Below are 20,244 nucleotides of genomic sequence, written 5' to 3'. Positions count from 1 at the left end.
CATAAATATATTATTAATCGCGTATAAAATTTATGAAACTTAATTTATTATTGATCTGCAGTTTAGGAATGTCCAGTAGCATATTGGAGATGAAAATCCGTGAAGAGGCGGAAAAGCGAGGCTATGATTGTAAAGTTCATGCAATCTCTGTTCAAGAAACATCAGAATATGCAGGAGAGCAATATGATGCAGTACTTATTGCTCCACAAATTGTTTATTTGACAAAAGAAATCCAAAAAGATATTCACCAAGATACAGTCTTAGTGAATATGGCTGTTACTGACTATGGCATGATCAAGGCAGACAATATTTTGGATGCGACAATTCAGGCAATTGAAGAACATAAACGATAGAAAAACAAAGGTGTAGTTAGAGAGAAGATATGAGGAGAAATACATGAAAAAATTTAAAGATGGTTTTTTATGGGGAGGTGCATGTGCCGCAAATCAGTGTGAAGGTGCATGGGATAAGGATGGAAAAGGCCTGTCAATCATTGATGTGTTGTCAATCGAAGAACACAATAGAGATCACGTCACCTTAGAACTAAGAGAAGGTGTAAATTACCCGTCACATAAAGGTAATCAATTTTATGAACGTTATAAAGAGGATATTGCCTTGTTGGCTGAAATGGGAGTTAAATGTTTCCGATTATCTATCAGCTGGTCAAGAATTTTTCCCAATGGTGATGATGAACAGCCTAATGAGCTCGGTTTACAGTTTTACGAGAATGTTTTTAAAGAATGTCGTAAATATGGTATAGAGCCTTTGGTTACTTTGTCACATTGTGAGATGCCATTAAATCTAACGAAAAAATATAAAGGCTGGGCAAATAGAAAATGTATTGATTTCTTCGTACGATATGCTGTGACTTGCTTTGAAAGATATAAAGATTTGGTAAAATACTGGATTACTTTCAATGAAATTAACTTTATATTTAATACTGGATATTTGTATCAGAACGGTGGTGTCAATCTGGAGGATGGAGATAACAAAAAAGAATTGATTTATCAAGTTGCACATAATCAATTGCTCGCAAACGCCAGATGCGTCATTGAATCACAGCGGATCATTCCAGGTAGTTATTGTAATGCATCCCTTTCCGCAACTATATGCTATCCAAGAACTTGTGATCCGCTAGATTACTATGAAAGTATCGTCGATATGAATGAATATCAGTATGGATTCTTAGATGTGATGTGTGATGGCGAATATAATTATCAATGGTTAAACACGATTGAAAAAGAGCAATTACATATTGAAACAGAGCCGGAGGATTTTGTTATCTTAAGAAAGGGAATAGGTAATTATATACCTTTCTCTTACTACTTCTCGGGTATTTCGAGAGATAGATCAAACAGCAGTCGGGGAGATCGTACAAAAAATAACGATAATCCTTATTTAACCAAAAATGACTGGGGATTTATCATTGATCCAGATGGTTTAAGAAATACCTGTGAAGTGTTTTATAGCAGATACAGAAAACCACTCTTTATCGTTGAAAATGGAATGGCAAAGCAGGAAGAATTGGTTGATGGTACTGTTCATGATGATTATAGAATCGAATATTTACGAAATCATATCCGATCTTTGCATGAGGCGGTGGATGACGGATGTGATGTTATGGGTTATACCACTTGGGCTCCAATTGATTTGATTTCACAAGGTGGTGGCATCATGAGCAAACGATATGGTTTTATCTATGTTGATCTTAATGACGATGGATCAGGTACAGGAAAAAGATATAAAAAGGACAGCTTTTATTGGTATAAAAAAGTAATCGAAACAAATGGGGAAGAGTTGTAGTTTAAACTTATATATTAGTTATCGGCATTATGATATTGTAGATAGTGGAGAAGTATAAGCTTAATGTACTTATATGGATTTGTATCATTTTCGATTCCATCAGGAAGGATAATTTGATTGAGCTTGAAGGAGGAGGCTTTGAAATGGAAAGCATAACAAAAGAAGAGCTGTATCGTTCTGTACAGACAATAGCAAAGACGTACATAGATTTTTACGATACTTTACGTGAAAAGAAGGCGGTGACTATTGCTAGTGATGACGTCATTCAAAAATTGAGAAATATCGGTTTTTCAAAAGAAGGGCGCGAGTTGGATCAAGTGATTCACGAGATGATTGAAACTATTTATGCGAATCAGGCAATTATGCAGCACCCGCGGTTTTTCGCCTTTGTACCAAGTCCGGCTTCTCCGTTATCATGGATTGGTGATGTCTTGACAGATTCTTACAATCCACATGCAGGGACATGGTTAGAAAGTTCTAGTGCAAGCTGCATTGAACAGGAAACAATCAAATGGTTATGTCAAAAAGCAGGATATCCGAAAACGGCAGGAGGATTATTTGTTTCGGGTGGCTCAATTGCAAATCTGACAGCTCTTGTTGTTGCACGTCATGCAAAACTTTCAGAAGATATGTACTTCAATGGGGTTGCATACCTTTCTCAGCAGACACATTTTTCCGCCGCTAAGGCACTGCGTATTATGGGACTGACTACAGAACTGATTCGCATCATTCCTTGTGACGATCAGTTACGAATGGACACTCGTTGTCTGGAAAAGGCAATCTTGCAGGATCTTGAAGCAGGAAAAAAACCATTTGTAGTAGTTGCAACGGCAGGAACGACAAATACAGGATGCATCGACCCGCTTCATCCGATTGCAGATATTTGTGATAGGTATGATTTATGGTTCCATGTTGATGGAGCCTATGGTGTCTCTGTCTTAGTTTCAAATGAGTATCATCATCTGTTAGATGGGATTTCTCGTGCAGATAGTATTACATGGGATGCACACAAATGGTTATTTCAAACGTACGCATGCAGTATGATCCTTTTTAAAAATTCACATGATCTTGCCAATTGTTTCAGCTCTAATCCTGAATATCTGAAGGATGCCGTGGCAGAAAATGATGAAGTGAATTATTGGGAGTGGGGAATTGAACTCACTCGGCCAGCTCGCAGTTTAAAGTTGTGGCTGACCTTACAAACGTTAGGAACGGATAAGCTTAGTGAAATGGTTACCCATGGTATCCAATATGCTCAGTGTTTAGAAGAAATAATTAAAGAGAAACCAAATTGGGAAATTGTAACTTCGGCCCAACTGGCTATCATTAATTTTCGTTACGCACCTAAATCATTAAGTGAACATTCTTGTGATCAGATCAATGAGGCAATTTCACATAAAATGACAGAAAATGGGTTTGCTTGTGTATTGACTACCCAATTAAAGGGAAAAACGGTTTTAAGGATTTGTTCAATTCACCCAGAAACAACAGAAAAAGATTTAAAGGAAACAGTTGAACTTTTAAATAAGTATGCAATTGAAGCGAGTGAGGAAATACTGTCATAATCAAAAGAGTACTTCTATAAATAATTATCATCAGATAGTTACTGATTATTAACTATGATAAAATAAATCACTGATATCTTCTAATTAGAAACAAGAAATAGGACAGTTTGTGATCCATATCTTGCCGATTAGATACAATATATAATTAAATTTCTATGTAAGCCATCACGTCATCATGACGCTGATGGCTTTTCTAATGTTTGAGTATAATTATTCATTCTGCTTGTCGTTGTTTCTTTGCTTCAATATTGGCACAATGTTCTTTGATCTTTTATTAGACTTTATTTATATGATTGGTATATTTGTTGTTAAAGTTTCTTTTCTGACTTCTCCACATGTTTTACGGAAATTCATTGATGTAATAATCAAGTGTTTTATAGATTGCTTTTATCATCTTGTCTTTTGTAGTTATGCATGGAAATAAAGTAAATAAGATATCTTTAAATAATCCTTGAAACTGTTCACAGGGCTTATTGTCTATACATGAATGATTAACTGGATATTTTTATTATACTTACATAATAAACTTATACTTAGGAATATTTTGTATTCAAAATAAAAAAGTTACTATGTTAATCATAATACAACAAAAATATTAAGATTATTCACCTTATAGTGCAAATATTCAATCATTCATATAATTTGCAATTTACTTCTTCCGAATAGTTAACTAGAACAATTAAAATAAAAATTATCTAAAGATATAAAAATGGTAATTTTAATTATCAAATATGAACTTTTCTTTCATTAATCAACTAGTTAAAATAAATTACGAAGGAGGAGAGATTGATGCGAGAAACAGATATTATACGTTGTCTTCGTGAAAATGATTATATTTCATATGAAGCATTAGCGCAAAAATTGAATCTATCTCAAAACACAATTCGTAGGACTATACAACTTATTAATCAAGATAAGGAAAATGGTTGTTATATTAGAAATGTCAAACACGAAGGGTTGAAGGTTTTTATAGAAGATAATGAAAAATTCGAAAAGTATTTTCAAGCATCAATACGTGAAATTGATTATTTTAGTCAACCACAAAGGACCCATATTATTTTGTTTTATTTAATGCAGTCATCGACTTATGTGACACTACAGGAATTAAGCGATTATACCGGATTAAGCCGATCTACTTTATTAACAGATTTAAAACAAGTAAGTCAGGAATTAGAAAGTAATCACTTAACTTTAGAAAACAGACGTCATTATGGGATTAGAATAAAAGGAAATGAAAAAGATTATCGTAAGGCATTTTCAAAATATGTTATCGAATCAGAATTATATGTCGAACCTGTACGTGATTATTTAGATTTTATTTCAAAGTTTGATGATAGACTTCTTCAAGAAAAACTAAGAGCTATAATCAGAAAGTATAATCTTGAAATTTCAGAATTAGCATTTCAAAATATTATGATACATTTGCAAATTGTAATGTATCGTTCATACCAACAAAATTTTATCCAAAAGCTAGAGAAAAAAATAGATATTGATCCGCTCTATTTAAGTATTTCGGAGGAAATTAAAAAAATAGTATATGAACAAATATGTATTGAGTTACCTGAAGATGAAATAAAATTGTTTGCCCTGGAGATACAATCAAAAACCTCGGTGTTAAATCAACATGAAAAAACGAGAGAACTATATGAAATAAAAATTAAAGAAATACTTAAACAATTAGATGAAGAATTTAATGGTGATTTTCAAAATGACGATGAATTAATTGGTAATTTACTGTTACATATTTATCCGCTTATTGACCGTATAGGATATAATTTTCAATTAAAAAATCCTTTAATTGATGATATATATTTAAAATATAATAATGTATTTACAGTAGCAATTCGTTTTGCCGATTTAATTTCACAAGGCATGGACAATTTTGAATTAACTAAAGATGAAATTGGATTTATAACACTTCATTTTGCTTCTCATTTTGAGAAAATAAAAAAGAAACAGCTGGAAGATGTAAAAAGGATTGCTGTTATATGTGTAACAGGAAAAAGCACTTCGTTGCTCATAAAACTTAAATTAGAAAGTATTTTTATGAATGCGAGCATTGTAGTGATTTCAATGAATGATATTGAGGCCGCAGAAAAAGAAAAGCCGGATTTAATCTTATCTACTGTTCCGATAGGAGAAGAATATCATGGCATACCAATTATTCAAATTAAAGAATTCCTAAGTGATGATGAGATTACTGAAATAAAAAACAAAACTCTTTTAAAATTAAGACAACAAAAATCAGAAAGTAGAACTCTATTGAATGTCTTAGCACTTTTTAATAAAGAATTATTTCAAATAATTGAAAGTGGGGATTATTTTGAAATAATTAAACAGCAAGCAGAATATATGCATCAAATTGGAAAAGCTAATTCTGATTATCCAAAGCTGGTTTTACAAAGAGAAAAAAAATATCCTACAATTTTTATGAATGGAGTTGCAAGTCCTCATCCTATCCGGTTAGAAGCAAATGAAAGCTGTGTTGGAGTAACAATATTAAAAAAACCATTGCGATGTTTTGATAAAGAGGTTCAAATGATCTTTTTAATAAATTTACGAGCTGATTGTTTGTTTTTACATCAGGAATTACAACGTCTTTTATTAAAAATTATAGAAAATGATGATTTACGCAGAAGATTGTTAAACTGTGATAGTTATGAAGCGTTTATTTATGAGCTTAAAAAATTAATTTAGGAGGAACTTAAAATGAATGAGAATTATGAACAAATTGTGACAGAAATTATAGCTAATAGTGGCATGGCAAGGAGTGAAATGATTCAAGCAATTTGGAAAGCTAGAGAGAATGATTTTGAAGGTGCTGATAAATTGATGAAAGAAGCAGAAAAAAACCTTAATCAGGCTCATTTAATCCAAACCAAGCTTCTTCAAAATGAGGTAAAAGGAAATAAGACTGAAGTTACTTTACTGATGGTACATGCGCAGGACCATTTGATGACAGCTATTACTGTAAAAGAAATAGCAACAGAACTTATTAAAGAAATTAAAATTCGATTAGAGAAAAATTAATTGTAAGGAGGTTAATACATGACAAGTTTTCCAAAAGATTTTTTGTGGGGAGGTGCAACTGCAGCATATCAATTTGAGGGTGCATGGAATGAAGATGGAAGAGGGCCTGCTGTCCGTGATTTTAGAACAGTCGGAACGCCGAAAAAAAGACGGCAGGTGACATACATTGATAAAGATGGTCATCCCGGAATGATGCCTGCAATCCGTGGATTGAACCTTCCGGATGGTGCAAGATATGCAATATTAGATAATTGCTATTATCCAAATCACATTGCTGTAGATTTCTATCACCGATATAAAGAGGATATTGCTCTGTTGGCTGAGCTTGGTTTTAAAGTTTTCAGAATGTCGATTTCATGGTCAAGATTATTTCCGAAAGGGGATGAAGAATTACCTAATTCAAAAGGAATTGAATTTTATAGAGAAGTCTTTAAAGAATTAAGAAAATATAAAATAGAACCTTTAGTTACGTTATGGCATTTTGATACACCTGTTTATTTAGAAGAAAAGTATGGTGGATGGAATAATAGAAAAACAATACAATTTTTTGATCATTATGCAGAAACTTGCTTTAAAGAATTTAAAGGTTTAGTCAGGTATTGGATAACTTTTAATGAAATAAATAATGCTGTTGGTATGTTAGATATGTATGGAAGTGATGCTACAGATAAAGCGTATCAGGAAGCATATAATCAATTACATTATCAGTTTCTTGCAAGTGCTCATGCTGTTAAAAAAGGTCATGAAATCGATAAAGAAAACGTTATTGGTTGCATGATATGTGGCATTCCTCATTATCCGTTAACTTGTGATCCTAATGATATTATTGCTACTCGATATAGATGGGAAAAAGGTATTTTCTATAGTGGAGATGTTCAATGCAAAGGAGAATATCCATCTTTTTCAAAACGATTATGGAATGAGCATCAGGTTACAGTAGATATTACAGATCAGGATTTAATTGATTTAAAAGAAGGGGTTGTTGACATGTATACTTTTTCTTATTACATGTCGAATATAGTTACTACTCATGAAATCAAAGATATGGTCGCAGGAAATATAGCCAATGGAGAAAGAAATCCTTACTTAGATTATTCTGAATGGGGGTGGGCAAATGATCCGAAAGGACTGAGATACTTTTTAGAAGTTATATATGATCGTTATCATTTACCTGTCATGATTACTGAAAATGGATTGGGAGCAGTAGATAAAATGGAAAATGACGGTACGATTCATGATGATTATAGAATACAGTATATGAAAAATCATATTCTTGAAATGAAAAAAGCTATTGATCATGGAGTTAATTTAATTGGCTACACTATGTGGGGATGCATTGATCTTATTTCGGGTGGAACAGGTCAAATGAGTAAACGATACGGTGTGATTTATGTTGATCGTGATGATGAAGGTAATGGAACATTAAATAGATTTAAAAAGGATTCGTTTTATTGGTATAAAAAAGTCATAGAAACAAATGGCGAAAATTTGTAAATATAAAGAAAGGAGCATTTCTATGAAAAAAATTTTGTTAATGTGTATGGGAGGTTTTTCAACTGGGCTATTGGTTGAAAAAATGAAAGAAGCGGCTAAAAATAGCAATGAAGAAGTCGAAATTACGGCTATAGGTTCAACATCTTTAGATGAAGTTGTTAAGGACTATGATATTCTTCTGTTAGCACCACAAATTAATTATATTGCTGCAGAAGTAGAAAAAAAGTATCCCGATCTGCCTGTTTATTTAATTCAGCCAACTGATTATGGAAGATTAAAAGGCGACAAAATATTAGCTAAATCATTAGAAATGATTCGATAGATATAAAGGAGGATAAATATGAATACATCAAATACATTTTTAAATAAAATAACTGTTTTCTCAAGAAAACTAGCGGCTAACAATTATATTAAGAGCATTCAAAGTTCATTTATGGCATTTATTCCGTTAATGATGTTATCTAGTTTTGCTACATTATTTAGTTCATTGATTTTTAATGATGGTGGGATCTTATCAGGGTTTATGACCGCTGAAACATTAGAATCCATTAGGACTATTTTTACTTCAGTAACAAATGGTACAAATAACATTATTTCCTTAGCTTTAGCTGTTGCGATTTCTTATTATTTATCAAAATATAAAAATTTTGATAATCCTATTGGAGCCGTACTGTCTGTATTATCAATCATGGTTATTATTATGCCATTAACATTGGCTGTGACTTCTGAAGAAACAACCATTAATGCAACAAACATGATTTCATTCACTTATACTGGTACAAGCGGTATTATCGTGGCAATGATTATTGGCTTAATAGGTACAACAATCTTTATGAAATTAAGCAATAATACTCATCTGCAGATTAAAATGCCTGCTGGAGTTCCAGAAGTATCAGCTAAATCGTTTAATGTGCTTATACCAACTATCTTAACTGGTTTCATTTTCGCAATTATTGCATTTATATTTAGATTAGCCGGTACAACAATTTATCAATTTGTGGTTTCACTTATTCAAGTACCTTTGAAAGGATTGGTAACTGGACTTCCTGGATTTACTTTTGTTGCAGCCATCGCTTCATTCGTGTTTACATTAGGTATTCATTCTTCAGCTGTTAATAATGTTGTTTTGCGTCCTTTCTTAGCTGCTAATATGAATGAAAATATGATTGCATTATCAGCAGGACTAAAAGCGCCTAATATCATTAGTGATGCTTTTATGGATTATTATTTACGTATTGGTGGAGCGGGTTGCATCCTTGCTCTTGTAATTGCTATTTTCATAGTAGGAAAGAAAAAACAAAATCGAGAAATCGCAAAGATTGCTTCTATACCGGCTTTGTTTAATATCGGAGAACCTATAATATTCGGCCTTCCAGTTATGCTAAATCCAATTATGATCGTTCCATTTGTTTTATGCCCAACTGTATGCATTCTTTTGGGATATGCAGCTACGGCTATAGGTTTTGTGGATCCACTAATTGTCTATACTCCTGCTACTACACCTGTAATTTTCGCAACTTTCATTGGAAGTGGAGGCGATTTGAAAGCCTGCTTAGTACAGGCAGTGATGCTTGTGATTTGTACATTGATTTATATGCCTTTTGTTAAATTATATGAAAGAACATTAGTAGATGAAGATGAAGAAGCAAATGACTAAATAAAAATCAGACCATCATTAAATACTTATTTAGTATTTATAATAGATGGTCTTTTTATTAATTTTATAAATCTTTCAATAAATATTGAATATTTCATCTGAATAAGTCAATAATTAAAAAACGGCCTCAGTGAGCTTGTGAAGTTAAAAAAATCAAAAGCAATCATAGTATTTATTTAGGAAAATATCTGAATGAACGTCTGGAGAAAATTTTGAAATATAAAATGAATATTCAAAAAAACAGTCTTCTTTCTCAAACAAATATCAATGGGGCTAGAAATGATGCTGTCTGCCAGTAAATGTCAGAAAGATATTATTGCTGTAAGCAGAAGACCGGGGCATAGTAATGTGAACATGACATTGCAGGTTATATGCATCTTATCAAGAGAAATGAAGACGAAGCAACTGCCTACATCAGCAATTCTTCTCAAAATCTTCTCAACGGGCCTCTTGAAAATACAAAAAAAGTCCTAAATATAGGACTTTCTAAGTAATTTGGTGACTCGTACGGGATTCGAACCCGTGAATGCATGCGTGAAAGGCATGTGAGTTAACCGTTTCTCCAACGAGCCATCAATGGCGCCTAAAACAGGACTCGAACCTGTGACCTGCCGGTTAACAGCCGGATGCTCTACCTACTGAGCTATTTAGGCAAGTGCTTAATTATAATAGCATGACCTTTAAGATAATGCAAGCACTTTTTAAAAAAATATTGAATTGAATGAAAGGGAATATTATAATATCACTGCTGAGAGGAAAAAAATATGAAATTACTTCTGAAGTACATAAAAAACTATATAAAAGAAACGATCCTTGGTCCTTTTTTTAAATTGCTGGAAGCAGGCTTCGAGCTGTTTGTTCCTTTAATTATTGCAAAGATGATAGATGAAGGAATTGCTCAACAAAATCAGACATTGATTTGGCTTTGTGCATTGGCATTAGGCTTATTGGCTTTGATCGGTTGTATCAGTGCTATCAGTGCCCAATATTTCAGTGCTAAGGCCGCTGTTGGAATGAGCGAGGAAATGCGTCGTGATTTATTTGCCCATATTGAAAGCTTTGGTTATACCGAGATCGATCAGGTAGGTACAAGCACCTTGATTACCCGCCTTACCAATGATATCAATCAGGTACAAAATGGTGTGAATTTGTTTTTACGTCTGTTTTTACGTTCACCTTTTATCGTATTCGGATCAATGATAATGGCATTTACCATTAGCCCTCGATTAGCAATCGTATTTGTAATTACGATTTTAATTTTATTTCTGGTTGTCATTTTCATCATGGTCGTAAGTATTCCGCTGGTGAAGAAGGTAGCCTCTCTTATTGAAAGGATGACCCAGCTCGTATCGGAGAATTTAAGCGGTGTCCGTGTCATTCGAGCCTTTCATATTGAAAAAGAACAGGCGGAAGAATTTGAAACGCAAAATAAAAATTATTACGATGCCAGCATACTGGTTGGAAAGATCAATGCATTTTTAAATCCTGTAACCACATTGATCTTAAATTGTGCCATTCTTATCCTGATATATAAAGGTGGCTTTCAGGTATTTGAAGGAAGCATCACACAAGGTCAATTGGTAGCCTTGGTTTCTTATATGTCAAGCATCCTGATCGAACTGATCAAACTTGTAAATCTTGTATTAAATCTGACTAAGGCCATCGCCAGTGCTTCACGTATCGAATCGATCTTTAATATGCAGACAAGCTATTTGAATCAGCCTGAGGAAATCTCTTATGAAGACAATTGTGTCTTTCATTTCGAGCATGTTTCATTTAGGTATCAAAATGATCAGATGGATACGATACAGGATGTGTCTTTCTGTATTCCGAAAAATAAACGTATAGGTATTATTGGCGGTACAGGAAGTGGTAAGAGCACATTGGTTCACTTGATGGGACGCTTCTATGATGCAAGCAGTGGTAAGATCTTGTATAAGGGCGTTGATATCAGTCATGTTGATTTGAAAAAGCTTCATGAAGAAGTGGTTCTGGTTCCGCAGCAGGCAGTCTTATTCAAGGGTACGATTGCTCAAAACTTAAGATGGGGGAAAAAGGATGCCAGTGAAGCAGAAATGATGGAAGCCTGTCGAAATGCCCAGATGGCAGATTTCGTAGAGGAAAAGGGTCTGGATTATGAAATTGCACAGAATGGATTGAATTTAAGCGGTGGGCAGCGTCAGCGTTTGACAATCGCCCGGGCATTAGTTGCAAAGGCAGAGGTCTTAATTTTAGATGCCAGCAGCAGCGCATTGGATTATGCAACAGAGGCAGCATTACGAAAGGCAATTGCTCAAAATTATGAATGTACATTGATCACGATTTCCCAGCGTGTATCGTCATTGATGGATTGCGATATGATCTTAGTGATGGATGAAGGAAAGCTTGTAGGCATGGGTACACATGAAGAGCTTATGAAAAACTGTGTCATTTATCAGAAAATCAGTGCCTCACAGATAAGGGAGGTGGAAGCATGAATCGGAAAGCGGTCATGAAAAGAGTTCTTTTCTATATACAACAGGATAAAAAATTAGTAGTTGCCTCTTTTATTTGTGCTTTTATTAGTGTGATTACGACTTTATATCTGCCAATCTGCATCGGTGAGGCCATTGATTATGCAATAGGGACGGGAAATGTTGATTTTAATGCGATTATTCAGGTATTGATACGTATGGCAGCTGTACTGCTGATAAATGTTGGCGTAACATGGCTGATGAATCGGATCAATAATAAATTAACATATCATGTTTCTTACAGGATTCGTAAGGATGCGGTCGAGCATATCAGCAAGTGTCCGATTTCTTATATTGATTCTCATGATCAGGGGGATCTTCTCAGCCGTATCTTAAATGATGTGGAGATTCTTTGTGATGGCCTTTTGATGGGCTTTACACAGTTTTTCACAGGTGTTTTGAGTATCTTTATTACTTTGTTTATCATGCTTCAGATTGATATGCGCATGGGAATTTTGGTCTTATTAATTACACCTCTTTCACTTGTCATGGCAGCCTTTATTTCTAAAAAGACACATTTGCTTTTTTTGATACAATCTAAAAACAGAGGAAGCATCAGTGCTTTTATCAATGAAAGAATTTCTCATCATAAAGTAAGTGTTGCCTATGAACATCAGCAGGAAAATATTGAAGAGTTCAATGCTATGAGCGAGGAATTAAAAGAAAGCTCAATGAAGGCCATTTTTTATTCATCTTTGACGAACCCATGTACCCGTTTTGTCAATGCTATTGTATATGCTTCAGTTGCATTGATGGGTTCACTGATCGTTATTGGAGGCAGCATGAGCGTCGGACAGCTGACCATTTATCTCAATTATGCAAATCAGTACACAAAACCATTTAATGAGATTACCAGTGTCATCAGTGAGCTGCAGAATGCTTTAGCGTGTGCTCAGCGTGTATTTGAATTTATTGATTCACCTGTGGAAAAATTAGATGCACCCGATGCTTTTGATCTTGAAAATGTAAAAGGAAAGGTTGAATTGCGTCATGTCAGCTTTTCTTATAATAAGAATAAACCGTTGATCAGTGATTTTAATCTGGTTGTTCAGCCGGGACAGCGCATAGCCATCGTAGGCCCGACAGGATGCGGAAAGACAACATTGATCAATCTGTTAATGCGTTTTTATGAAATTGATGAGGGAGATATTCTGCTTGATGATATAAACTATCGTGATATTACAGTAAAATCTCTGCGTAATCATTTCGGTATGGTCTTACAGGATACGTGGATCAAAAATGCTACGATTCGAGATAATATTACTTTGCACAAACATATCAGTGATGAAAAGCTGATCGAAGCCAGCCGTAAAACAAAAGCTCATTCGTTCATCCAGCGTTTGCCTCAAGGCTATGATACGATGCTGGGAGATATCAGTTCGAATCTTTCGATTGGCCAGAAACAGTTATTATGCATTACTCGTGTTATGGTGCAGGATCCTAAGATCTTGATTTTAGATGAGGCAACCTCTAATATTGATACACTAACGGAGCTGCAGGTACAGCATGCTTTTCAGGAATTGATGAAAAATAAGACAAGTTTTATCGTTGCCCATCGTTTGAGCACGATTCAAAATGCGGACTGCATTCTGGTGATGAAGGATGGCAAGATCATTGAAAAAGGAACCCATGAAGCACTTTTAAAACAAAAGGGCTTTTATGCAACCCTGTATCATTCGCAATTTTTAAATCAAATGAGTTGACTTACATGTGAAAAATGCATATCCTAACAATAGGGAGGAAATAAAATGAACATAAAAAGAAGTATCCTTGAAACGATTGGTCATACTCCTTTAGTAGCGTTAAATGATCATTTGTTTGCGAAAGTTGAATCATTTAATCCCGGAGGAAGCGTGAAGGATCGAATCGCATATAAGATGATCCGACAGGCTCTTGATGATGGAAGAATTGATCAAAATACGGTCATCATTGAACCGACAAGCGGCAATACAGGTGTCGGCTTAGCCATGGTTTGTGCTGCCCTGCATATGAAATGCGTCATTGTTTTGCCGGATTCGATGTCTTTAGAACGAAGAAAGCTGATACAGGCCTATGGAGCTGAGCTTGTACTGACAGAGGGGTCACTCGGTATGAAGGGAGCTATTGCGGAAGCAATGCAGCTTCATGATGAGATCAGCAATTCATTTATTCCTCAACAGTTTGAAAATAGTGATAATCCACTGGCGCATTATGAAGCGACAGCAGTTGAGATCTTAGATGATACAGATGCACAAATTGATATCTTTGTAGCGGGCATCGGTACGGGTGGTACGATCAGTGGTGTCGGCCGATATTTGAAAGAACATAAGAAGGATGTTGAAATTATTGGTGTAGAGCCATTGGAGAGTGCAGTGATTACGACAGGTGAAGCCGGAAAGCATAAGATTCAGGGAATCGGAGCAGGCTTTATTCCTAAAAATTTAGATCAAAGCGTCGTTGATAAGGTTGATACCGTAAGTGGTGAAGAAGCTTACAGCGGTGCGAATGAGCTGGCACAGAAATATGGCATCTTATGCGGTATATCTGCCGGAGCAGCTTATTTTGAAGCAAAAAAATTACAGGAAAAAGAAGAAAACAAAGGAAAAAATATCGTTGTTTTGCTGCCGGATACAGGGGAGCGATACTTATCAACGGATTTATTTAAATAAAAAACTTCAATGCGCAACATTGAAGTTTTTTTAATAGACAGGGATACAGGCAAGTATGAGTGCTACTGCCAAAATAGCGTAGCCTGTATATAAAAGCTTTTTTTCATCAGGCGTATAAGCATTGTCAGGTGTTTTCAGCTGTCTTTTTGAAAAGCGTACTCTGACGATACATACGATCGCGATACCGGCAAAAGCGGCAATATACGTAATGAGTTCTTTGATTGAGATTGGCATACTATCTCCTTTCATCTTTAATAAAAGTATTTATAATGTTAACAATACTATTATGTATTATATCTTGAATGTTTTCATTCATCAAGGAAAAACTAAAACGGCTGAATGTTTGAAGGGGAGGAAGATTCAGCCGTTTTATTAAAACGAGGCTTTTACACCTAAATGTTTCGTTTTTATTATAGAGTAAAAGTTGATGTTTTGAGAGAAAATTAAAAGAAAAATAATTGTGGTAAATTTTTGGATATTCAAACATAATATATAAAAAATTACCACATTACATGTTCTTATTTTATTAGTACAAAATGAAAAAAAAAGATATAATGGATATGAAAGGAAGGATCATAGATTATGATGAATTATATAAAAGATAAAACAACGGTTGAATTAACGAATCGTTCTGATCTTTATCCGGGAATGATGCTTTATTCTTATCTGGTAAGACAAAAGAAAGGTGAAAAAAAGACGTACGAGGACAGTGAAAAGGAAACCTTGATCGTTTTACAGGAAGGAAAGCTTACTTTGAATTATGAAGGAAAGAGCGCAACGATCGAACGTGGTAACGTATTCGATGATGCACCTGTCGGACTTCATGTATGCAAAGGAGTCCATGTTGAAGTAAGTGCTGATACGGATAGTGAATATCTGTTATTTATGACAGAAAATGAAAAAGAATTTGCAAGTACTTTATTTACAAAAGAAAATGTAGTTGTTGTTGATCGTGGTGCCGGACAGTGGAATGACTGTGCTACACGAAATGTAAGAACGATGGTAGATTATTCGATCAATCCATTAAGTAATATGGCTTTTGGGGAAACGGTCAATTATCCGGGCAAATGGTCTACATTTATTCCTCACTTACATGATCAGCCGGAGCTTTATTATTACCGTTTTAACCGCCCTGAAGGATTTGGTGCCAGCTTCTATGGCGATAATGTTTATCAGGTAAAAGATTACAGCTATATCTGTGTAACTGAAAAATTACCTCATCCACAGGTAACGGCACCGGGATATGCGATGTATTATTTCTGGATCATCCGTCATTTTGATGATAATCCTTGGACCGGAGCTGAAAATGTGAAGGAGCATGAATGGCTGTTAGATCCTAATTGCAAGATCTGGCCGGAAAAATAGGAGGAAACATGAACGAGATATTAGATAAGATCAGTCGTATCGGAATCGTACCGGTCATCAAGATCGATCGTGTTGAAGATGCTCTTCCATTGGGAAAGGCTCTTTGTGAAGGAGGTCTTCCGGTAGCTGAGGTAACCTTCAGAACAGAGCATGCGAAAAAAGCAATGCAGATCATGAATAAGGAATTGCCGCAGATGCTTCTTGGAGCCGGAACGGTATTGACAAAGCAGCAGGTTGATGATGCTTTGGAAGCAGGTGCGAAATTTATCGTTTCTCCGGGATTGAATCCGGAAATCGTTCGCTACTGCATTGAAAAAAACGTACCTGTCATACCGGGATGTGCGAATGCCAGTGATATTGAAGTTGCTTTGTCATTCGGACTGACAACGGTGAAATTCTTCCCGGCAGAACCGCTGGGTGGTTTGAAGATGATCAAAGCCCTGGCAGCACCTTATGTCAATGTAAACTTTATGCCAACAGGCGGCATTAAGGAAAGCAATATCGTCGAATACTTAGATTATGATCGTATCGTTGCCTGCGGCGGTACTTGGATGGTTGATGCTAAGGCGATTAAAGAAGGCAATTTTGATCGTATCAAAGAATTGACACAAAATGCTGTTAAGACGATGCTGGGACTTGAACTGGCACATGTAGGTGTGAATGCCGATGAAACGAGTGCTGAAGATGTTGCAGGTGCATTTGCAGGATTGTTGCAGTGTGAAACAGAACCTCATTCAAAATCATGCTTTGCCGGAAAGACGATCGAAGTCATGAAGAATCAGGTAGGAACACATGGTCATATTGCTTATAAGGTCAACAGCGTGGAAAGAGCTGTTCGCTATTATGAAAGCTTGGGTTATGCTTTTGATGAAAGCTCTAAGGCATATAACGAGGATCATTCATTAAAAGTCATTTATTTTGAAAAAGAAATCGGTGGATTTAAGATTCATTTAATGAAGAAATAGGAGAAAATATGAAAATTATTACTTTAGGTGAGATCATGCTGCGTCTTTCTTCACCGGAGCGTACACGTTTCGTACAATGCGATTCTTTTGATGTATGCTATGGCGGAGGTGAGGCAAATGTTGCTGTATCATTAGCAAATTATGGTCATGATGCTTATTTTGTAACAAAATTACCGACGCATGAAATCGGACAGTCGGCTGTAAATGCATTACGTAAATACGGTGTTCATACAGATTATATCGTACGTGGCGGTGAAAGGATCGGTATCTATTATTTGGAAAGCGGTGCTTCTATGCGCCCAAGCAAGGTCATTTATGACCGTGCAGACAGTGCGATTGCCAAGGCAGACGTTGGAGAATTTGATTTTGATGCAATCATGGAAGGTGCTGACTGGTTCCATTTCTCAGGTATTACACCGGCCATCAGTGAAAAAGCTGCCGAATTGACAAAGGAAGCCTGCAAGGCTGCCAAACGTCATCATGTAAAGGTTTCCTGCGATCTGAATTATCGTAAAAAGCTATGGACACCTGAACAGGCACAGAAGGTCATGAAAGATTTGATGCAATATGTTGATATCTGTATCGGAAATGAAGAAGATGCTGAGCTTTGTTTAGGATTTAAGCCGGAAGGAACCGATGTAGCCAGCGGTAAACTGGATTTAGAAGGATATAAGAAGATCTTTGCCCAGATGAAAGAAGCTTTCGGATTTGAAAAAGTATGTACGACGCTGCGTGAAAGCCATAGTGCTTCACATAACGGATGGAGCGCATTGATCTATGATGGAAACGAATTCTATCAGTCAAAGCACTATGATATAAATCCGATCGTTGACCGTGTAGGCGGCGGAGATAGCTTCTCCGGTGGATTGATCCATGGATTATTGACCATGAAGACACAGAGCGAAGCCTTAGAGTTTGCGGTAGCGGCAAGTGCCTTAAAGCATACGATACCAGGTGACTTCAACCTTGTCAGTGAAAGTGAAGTTTTAACGCTTGCAAATGGAGATGCCAGCGGAAGAGTACAGAGATAACAGCCGGAAGGCTGTTTTTCTATTATAAAAGAAGTTTAGCTAAAAAAAGAGAGCTTTTTTAAGCTCTCCAAAGTAACGTATGGCATATTGCTATGCGTTTTTATTTGCGGAATTAAAAGCTTCGATGATCTTTTCATCCTCAACATAAGGTGTGCCGGCTTCTAAAAGATGACGAATGATCTCATTGTTGTGACAAACGATGAAATCACATTTGATCTTAGAAATATCACACTCATTTCCTACTGCAACATATTGTGTGAGTGGCAGACCCGGATACTTCTTCTTTAACAAAATCGCATATTTATCACTCTCAATCTTAGGGTTGGCAATTTTAACGGTTTGCTTTTCACGGCGAATGAACCAATGCTTATCATTTGTCTGACCTGATAGAGCACCTTTAGGATCAAGATAGCTGATCAAGGCAATGCCCTTATTATAAAGAATGATAACAAAACGGCTTGTGATCTTATGATCGTTATTCTGCAAGGTCGTAAATGTCATGCGATGCGTTCCAAGCTTATCTTTCAAAAATGAACTTGTTGAAGCATCCTTACGGATGGTCACCCGGTAAAAATACTCCAGAAAGCTCGGCATGAGATCTTGAAAGATGCTATTCTTATAGGTCGGATAAAGACGATATGCCTTAAATCCATATACGACCAGCAACGCAACGATGATGCTCATCAATAAGACTTCCATTTATAACGTCACTCCCTGTTTAAATATCGCAATTTCACGACAGTTATGGATTTCATTCTGGCATCTTTCACCATTGATGATATCAATGATCTTATCCATCAGCTCATCACTGACTTCATCCAGCGTATGATTTTCAAGAAGAACACCGGCATTAAAATCGATCCACTGCGGTTTTTTCTTAAATAAGGCAGTATTCGTAGAGATCTTGACCGTCGGTACAAAACCGCCAAAAGGTGTACCTCTGCCTGTTGTAAATAATACCAGCTGTGCACCGGAAGCAGCCATTGCAGTTACGCTGACCATATCATTTCCCGGTCCATACAATAAAGATACTCCGGCTTTCTTACGCATTTCTCCATAATCCAAGACATCGGCAATAGGACTTGTACCGGCTTTTTGGATACATCCTAAGGATTTTTCCTCAAGCGTCGTAATTCCACCGGCTTTATTACCCGGTGATGGATTTTCATATACTACCTGATTATAGCTCATAAAATATTCTTTATAGCCATTGATCAGATTGACGATCTTCTCAAAGGTTTCTTTAGAATCGGCACGATTCATCAAAATATGCTCAGCACCAAACATTTCCGGAACCTCGCTAAGGATCGAATTTGCTCCTAATGTCAGCATCTTATCTGAGAAACGTCCAACCAATGGATTGGCAGTAATGCCTGAGAAGCCATCGCTTCCGCCACATTTCAAACCGAAGGTAATATCTTTGAAATCAACCTTTTCACGCACATCATGACGCATCTCTTCATAAATCTCATCTAAGATGATATTTGCTTCCTTGACCTCATCTTCGACATCTTGACAATTCATATAACGAATACGCTTCGAATCAATATCGACAAGGGAATCATAGAAAGGCTTCAACTGGTTATTTTCACAACCTAAACCTAACACAAGAACACCGCCGGCATTAGGATGCATGACGATATCACGTAAGATCTTGATCGTATTTTCCTGATCATTTCCCATTTGTGAACATCCATAAGGGTGCTCAAAAGTATAAATACCATCAATATCACTTAAATCATGACGGCTTTTGAAATTCTCCAAAATATTTCTGGCAATTGAATTCACACAGCCAACCGTTACGATGACCCACAGCTCATTACGAATGCCTACCTTACCATTGCTTCGGCGATAAGCCTTTAATTCACGAGTTGTCTTGACCGTATGCTTCTCGAAGGTAACCGGTGTATAGACATACTCTTTAAGACCGGAAAGATTCGTCTTCATGTTGTGGGAATGAACCTTTTCTCCCTGATGGATCAGGCGTGTTGCATGACCGATCGATTCACCGTATTTAATGATATCTTCATTTTCCTGAATATCACGCAAGGCAATCTTATGCCCTGCATCAATATCATCTAACAGCTCAAAACCATTGACGACATCATGCTTCTGCCCCTTTTCAAGAGCTATCAGCACATTGTCCTTATCATTGATATGTAATGTTTTCATA

17 protein-coding genes and 2 tRNA genes are annotated in these 20,244 nt (G+C 36.0%); 14 read left to right on the top strand and 5 right to left on the bottom strand.

All coding sequences use genetic code 11. The features are described 5' to 3' along the window. Positions 1-32 precede the first annotated feature (32 nt). The 8 genes from ACZYT3_RS04575 (at position 33) to ACZYT3_RS04540 (ending at position 9,549) form a co-directional block, all read left to right on the top strand. Positions 33-353 (top strand): PTS sugar transporter subunit IIB, encoded by a 321-nt coding sequence (locus tag ACZYT3_RS04575; protein ID WP_071441384.1) that lies wholly within the window; start codon positions 33-35, stop codon positions 351-353. Between the two features lie 43 nt (positions 354-396). After that, positions 397-1,803, top strand: a complete 1,407-nt coding sequence (locus ACZYT3_RS04570) for a glycoside hydrolase family 1 protein (protein WP_464087839.1) — start codon at positions 397-399, stop codon at positions 1,801-1,803. 143 nt (positions 1,804-1,946) lie between these two features. After that, the gene (locus ACZYT3_RS04565; RefSeq protein WP_464087838.1) at positions 1,947-3,368 is read left to right on the top strand and encodes a pyridoxal phosphate-dependent decarboxylase family protein; all 1,422 of its coding nucleotides are present in this window, start codon (positions 1,947-1,949) and stop codon (positions 3,366-3,368) included. A gap of 789 nt (positions 3,369-4,157) precedes the next feature. Further along, positions 4,158-6,065, top strand: a complete 1,908-nt coding sequence (locus tag ACZYT3_RS04560) for a BglG family transcription antiterminator (RefSeq protein WP_464087837.1) — start codon at positions 4,158-4,160, stop codon at positions 6,063-6,065. Positions 6,066-6,077: 12 nt separating this feature from the next. Further along, the gene (locus ACZYT3_RS04555) at positions 6,078-6,398 is read left to right on the top strand and encodes a PTS lactose/cellobiose transporter subunit IIA (RefSeq protein WP_464087836.1); all 321 of its coding nucleotides are present in this window, start codon (positions 6,078-6,080) and stop codon (positions 6,396-6,398) included. Between the two features lie 18 nt (positions 6,399-6,416). Next, positions 6,417-7,892, top strand: a complete 1,476-nt coding sequence (locus ACZYT3_RS04550; RefSeq protein ID WP_464087835.1) for a glycoside hydrolase family 1 protein — start codon at positions 6,417-6,419, stop codon at positions 7,890-7,892. A 22-nt stretch (positions 7,893-7,914) separates the two neighbouring features. Then, positions 7,915-8,214 carry a PTS sugar transporter subunit IIB gene (locus tag ACZYT3_RS04545; protein ID WP_464087834.1) on the top strand — a complete coding sequence of 100 codons (300 nt, stop codon included), beginning with the start codon at positions 7,915-7,917 and terminating at the stop codon, positions 8,212-8,214. Between the two features lie 18 nt (positions 8,215-8,232). Continuing rightward, a complete protein-coding gene (locus ACZYT3_RS04540; protein WP_464087833.1) occupies positions 8,233-9,549 on the top strand; it encodes a PTS sugar transporter subunit IIC in 1,317 nt (438 codons plus the stop codon). Between the two features lie 496 nt (positions 9,550-10,045). Here ACZYT3_RS04540 and ACZYT3_RS04535 read toward each other — a convergent pair. Both ACZYT3_RS04535 and ACZYT3_RS04530 read right to left on the bottom strand, forming a co-directional pair. After that, positions 10,046-10,121: transfer RNA gene (locus ACZYT3_RS04535), tRNA-Glu, on the bottom strand. A gap of 5 nt (positions 10,122-10,126) precedes the next feature. Beyond that, positions 10,127-10,202, bottom strand: a tRNA-Asn gene (locus ACZYT3_RS04530). A gap of 111 nt (positions 10,203-10,313) precedes the next feature. Between ACZYT3_RS04530 and ACZYT3_RS04525 the strand changes: the two genes are divergently transcribed. From ACZYT3_RS04525 to cysK, 3 genes are read left to right on the top strand one after another with little or no spacing between them, the layout of a single operon-like run. Then, positions 10,314-12,026, top strand: coding sequence for an ABC transporter ATP-binding protein (locus ACZYT3_RS04525; protein ID WP_464087832.1), 1,713 nt, complete (start codon positions 10,314-10,316; stop codon positions 12,024-12,026). Then, positions 12,023-13,765: an ABC transporter ATP-binding protein gene (locus tag ACZYT3_RS04520; protein WP_464087831.1), complete on the top strand. Its 1,743-nt coding sequence runs from the start codon at positions 12,023-12,025 to the stop codon at positions 13,763-13,765. The genes ACZYT3_RS04525 and ACZYT3_RS04520 overlap by 4 nt, the downstream gene beginning before the upstream one ends. A gap of 45 nt (positions 13,766-13,810) precedes the next feature. Continuing rightward, entirely contained in the window at positions 13,811-14,710 is a 900-nt protein-coding gene (cysK, locus tag ACZYT3_RS04515) for a cysteine synthase A (RefSeq protein ID WP_464087830.1), read from the top strand. Positions 14,711-14,740: 30 nt separating this feature from the next. Here cysK and ACZYT3_RS04510 read toward each other — a convergent pair whose 3' ends face one another. Then, on the bottom strand, positions 14,741-14,944 hold the full coding sequence (locus tag ACZYT3_RS04510) for a hypothetical protein (protein WP_294560844.1): 204 nt from the start codon (positions 14,942-14,944) through the stop codon (positions 14,741-14,743). A 348-nt stretch (positions 14,945-15,292) separates the two neighbouring features. Between ACZYT3_RS04510 and ACZYT3_RS04505 the strand changes: the two genes are divergently transcribed. Genes ACZYT3_RS04505 through ACZYT3_RS04495 form a run of 3 tightly spaced genes read left to right on the top strand, consistent with a single transcriptional unit; the run spans position 15,293 to position 18,071 of the window. Then, positions 15,293-16,075, top strand: coding sequence for a 5-deoxy-glucuronate isomerase (locus tag ACZYT3_RS04505; protein WP_294560845.1), 783 nt, complete (start codon positions 15,293-15,295; stop codon positions 16,073-16,075). A gap of 8 nt (positions 16,076-16,083) precedes the next feature. Next, the gene (locus ACZYT3_RS04500; RefSeq protein ID WP_294560846.1) at positions 16,084-17,040 is read left to right on the top strand and encodes a bifunctional 4-hydroxy-2-oxoglutarate aldolase/2-dehydro-3-deoxy-phosphogluconate aldolase; all 957 of its coding nucleotides are present in this window, start codon (positions 16,084-16,086) and stop codon (positions 17,038-17,040) included. A gap of 8 nt (positions 17,041-17,048) precedes the next feature. Continuing rightward, positions 17,049-18,071: a PfkB family carbohydrate kinase gene (locus ACZYT3_RS04495; protein WP_464087829.1), complete on the top strand. Its 1,023-nt coding sequence runs from the start codon at positions 17,049-17,051 to the stop codon at positions 18,069-18,071. A 90-nt stretch (positions 18,072-18,161) separates the two neighbouring features. Here ACZYT3_RS04495 and ACZYT3_RS04490 read toward each other — a convergent pair whose 3' ends face one another. Beyond that, positions 18,162-18,770, bottom strand: coding sequence for a hypothetical protein (locus tag ACZYT3_RS04490; protein ID WP_294560848.1), 609 nt, complete (start codon positions 18,768-18,770; stop codon positions 18,162-18,164). After that, positions 18,771-20,243 (bottom strand): UxaA family hydrolase, encoded by a 1,473-nt coding sequence (locus tag ACZYT3_RS04485; RefSeq protein WP_464087828.1) that lies wholly within the window; start codon positions 20,241-20,243, stop codon positions 18,771-18,773. Between the last annotated feature and the right edge of the window lies 1 nt (position 20,244).

The organism is Traorella sp. mt218 (assembly GCF_055420025.1).
Note: the sequence above shows the minus strand (reverse complement) of the source record. Positions and strands in the feature narration are given on the sequence as shown.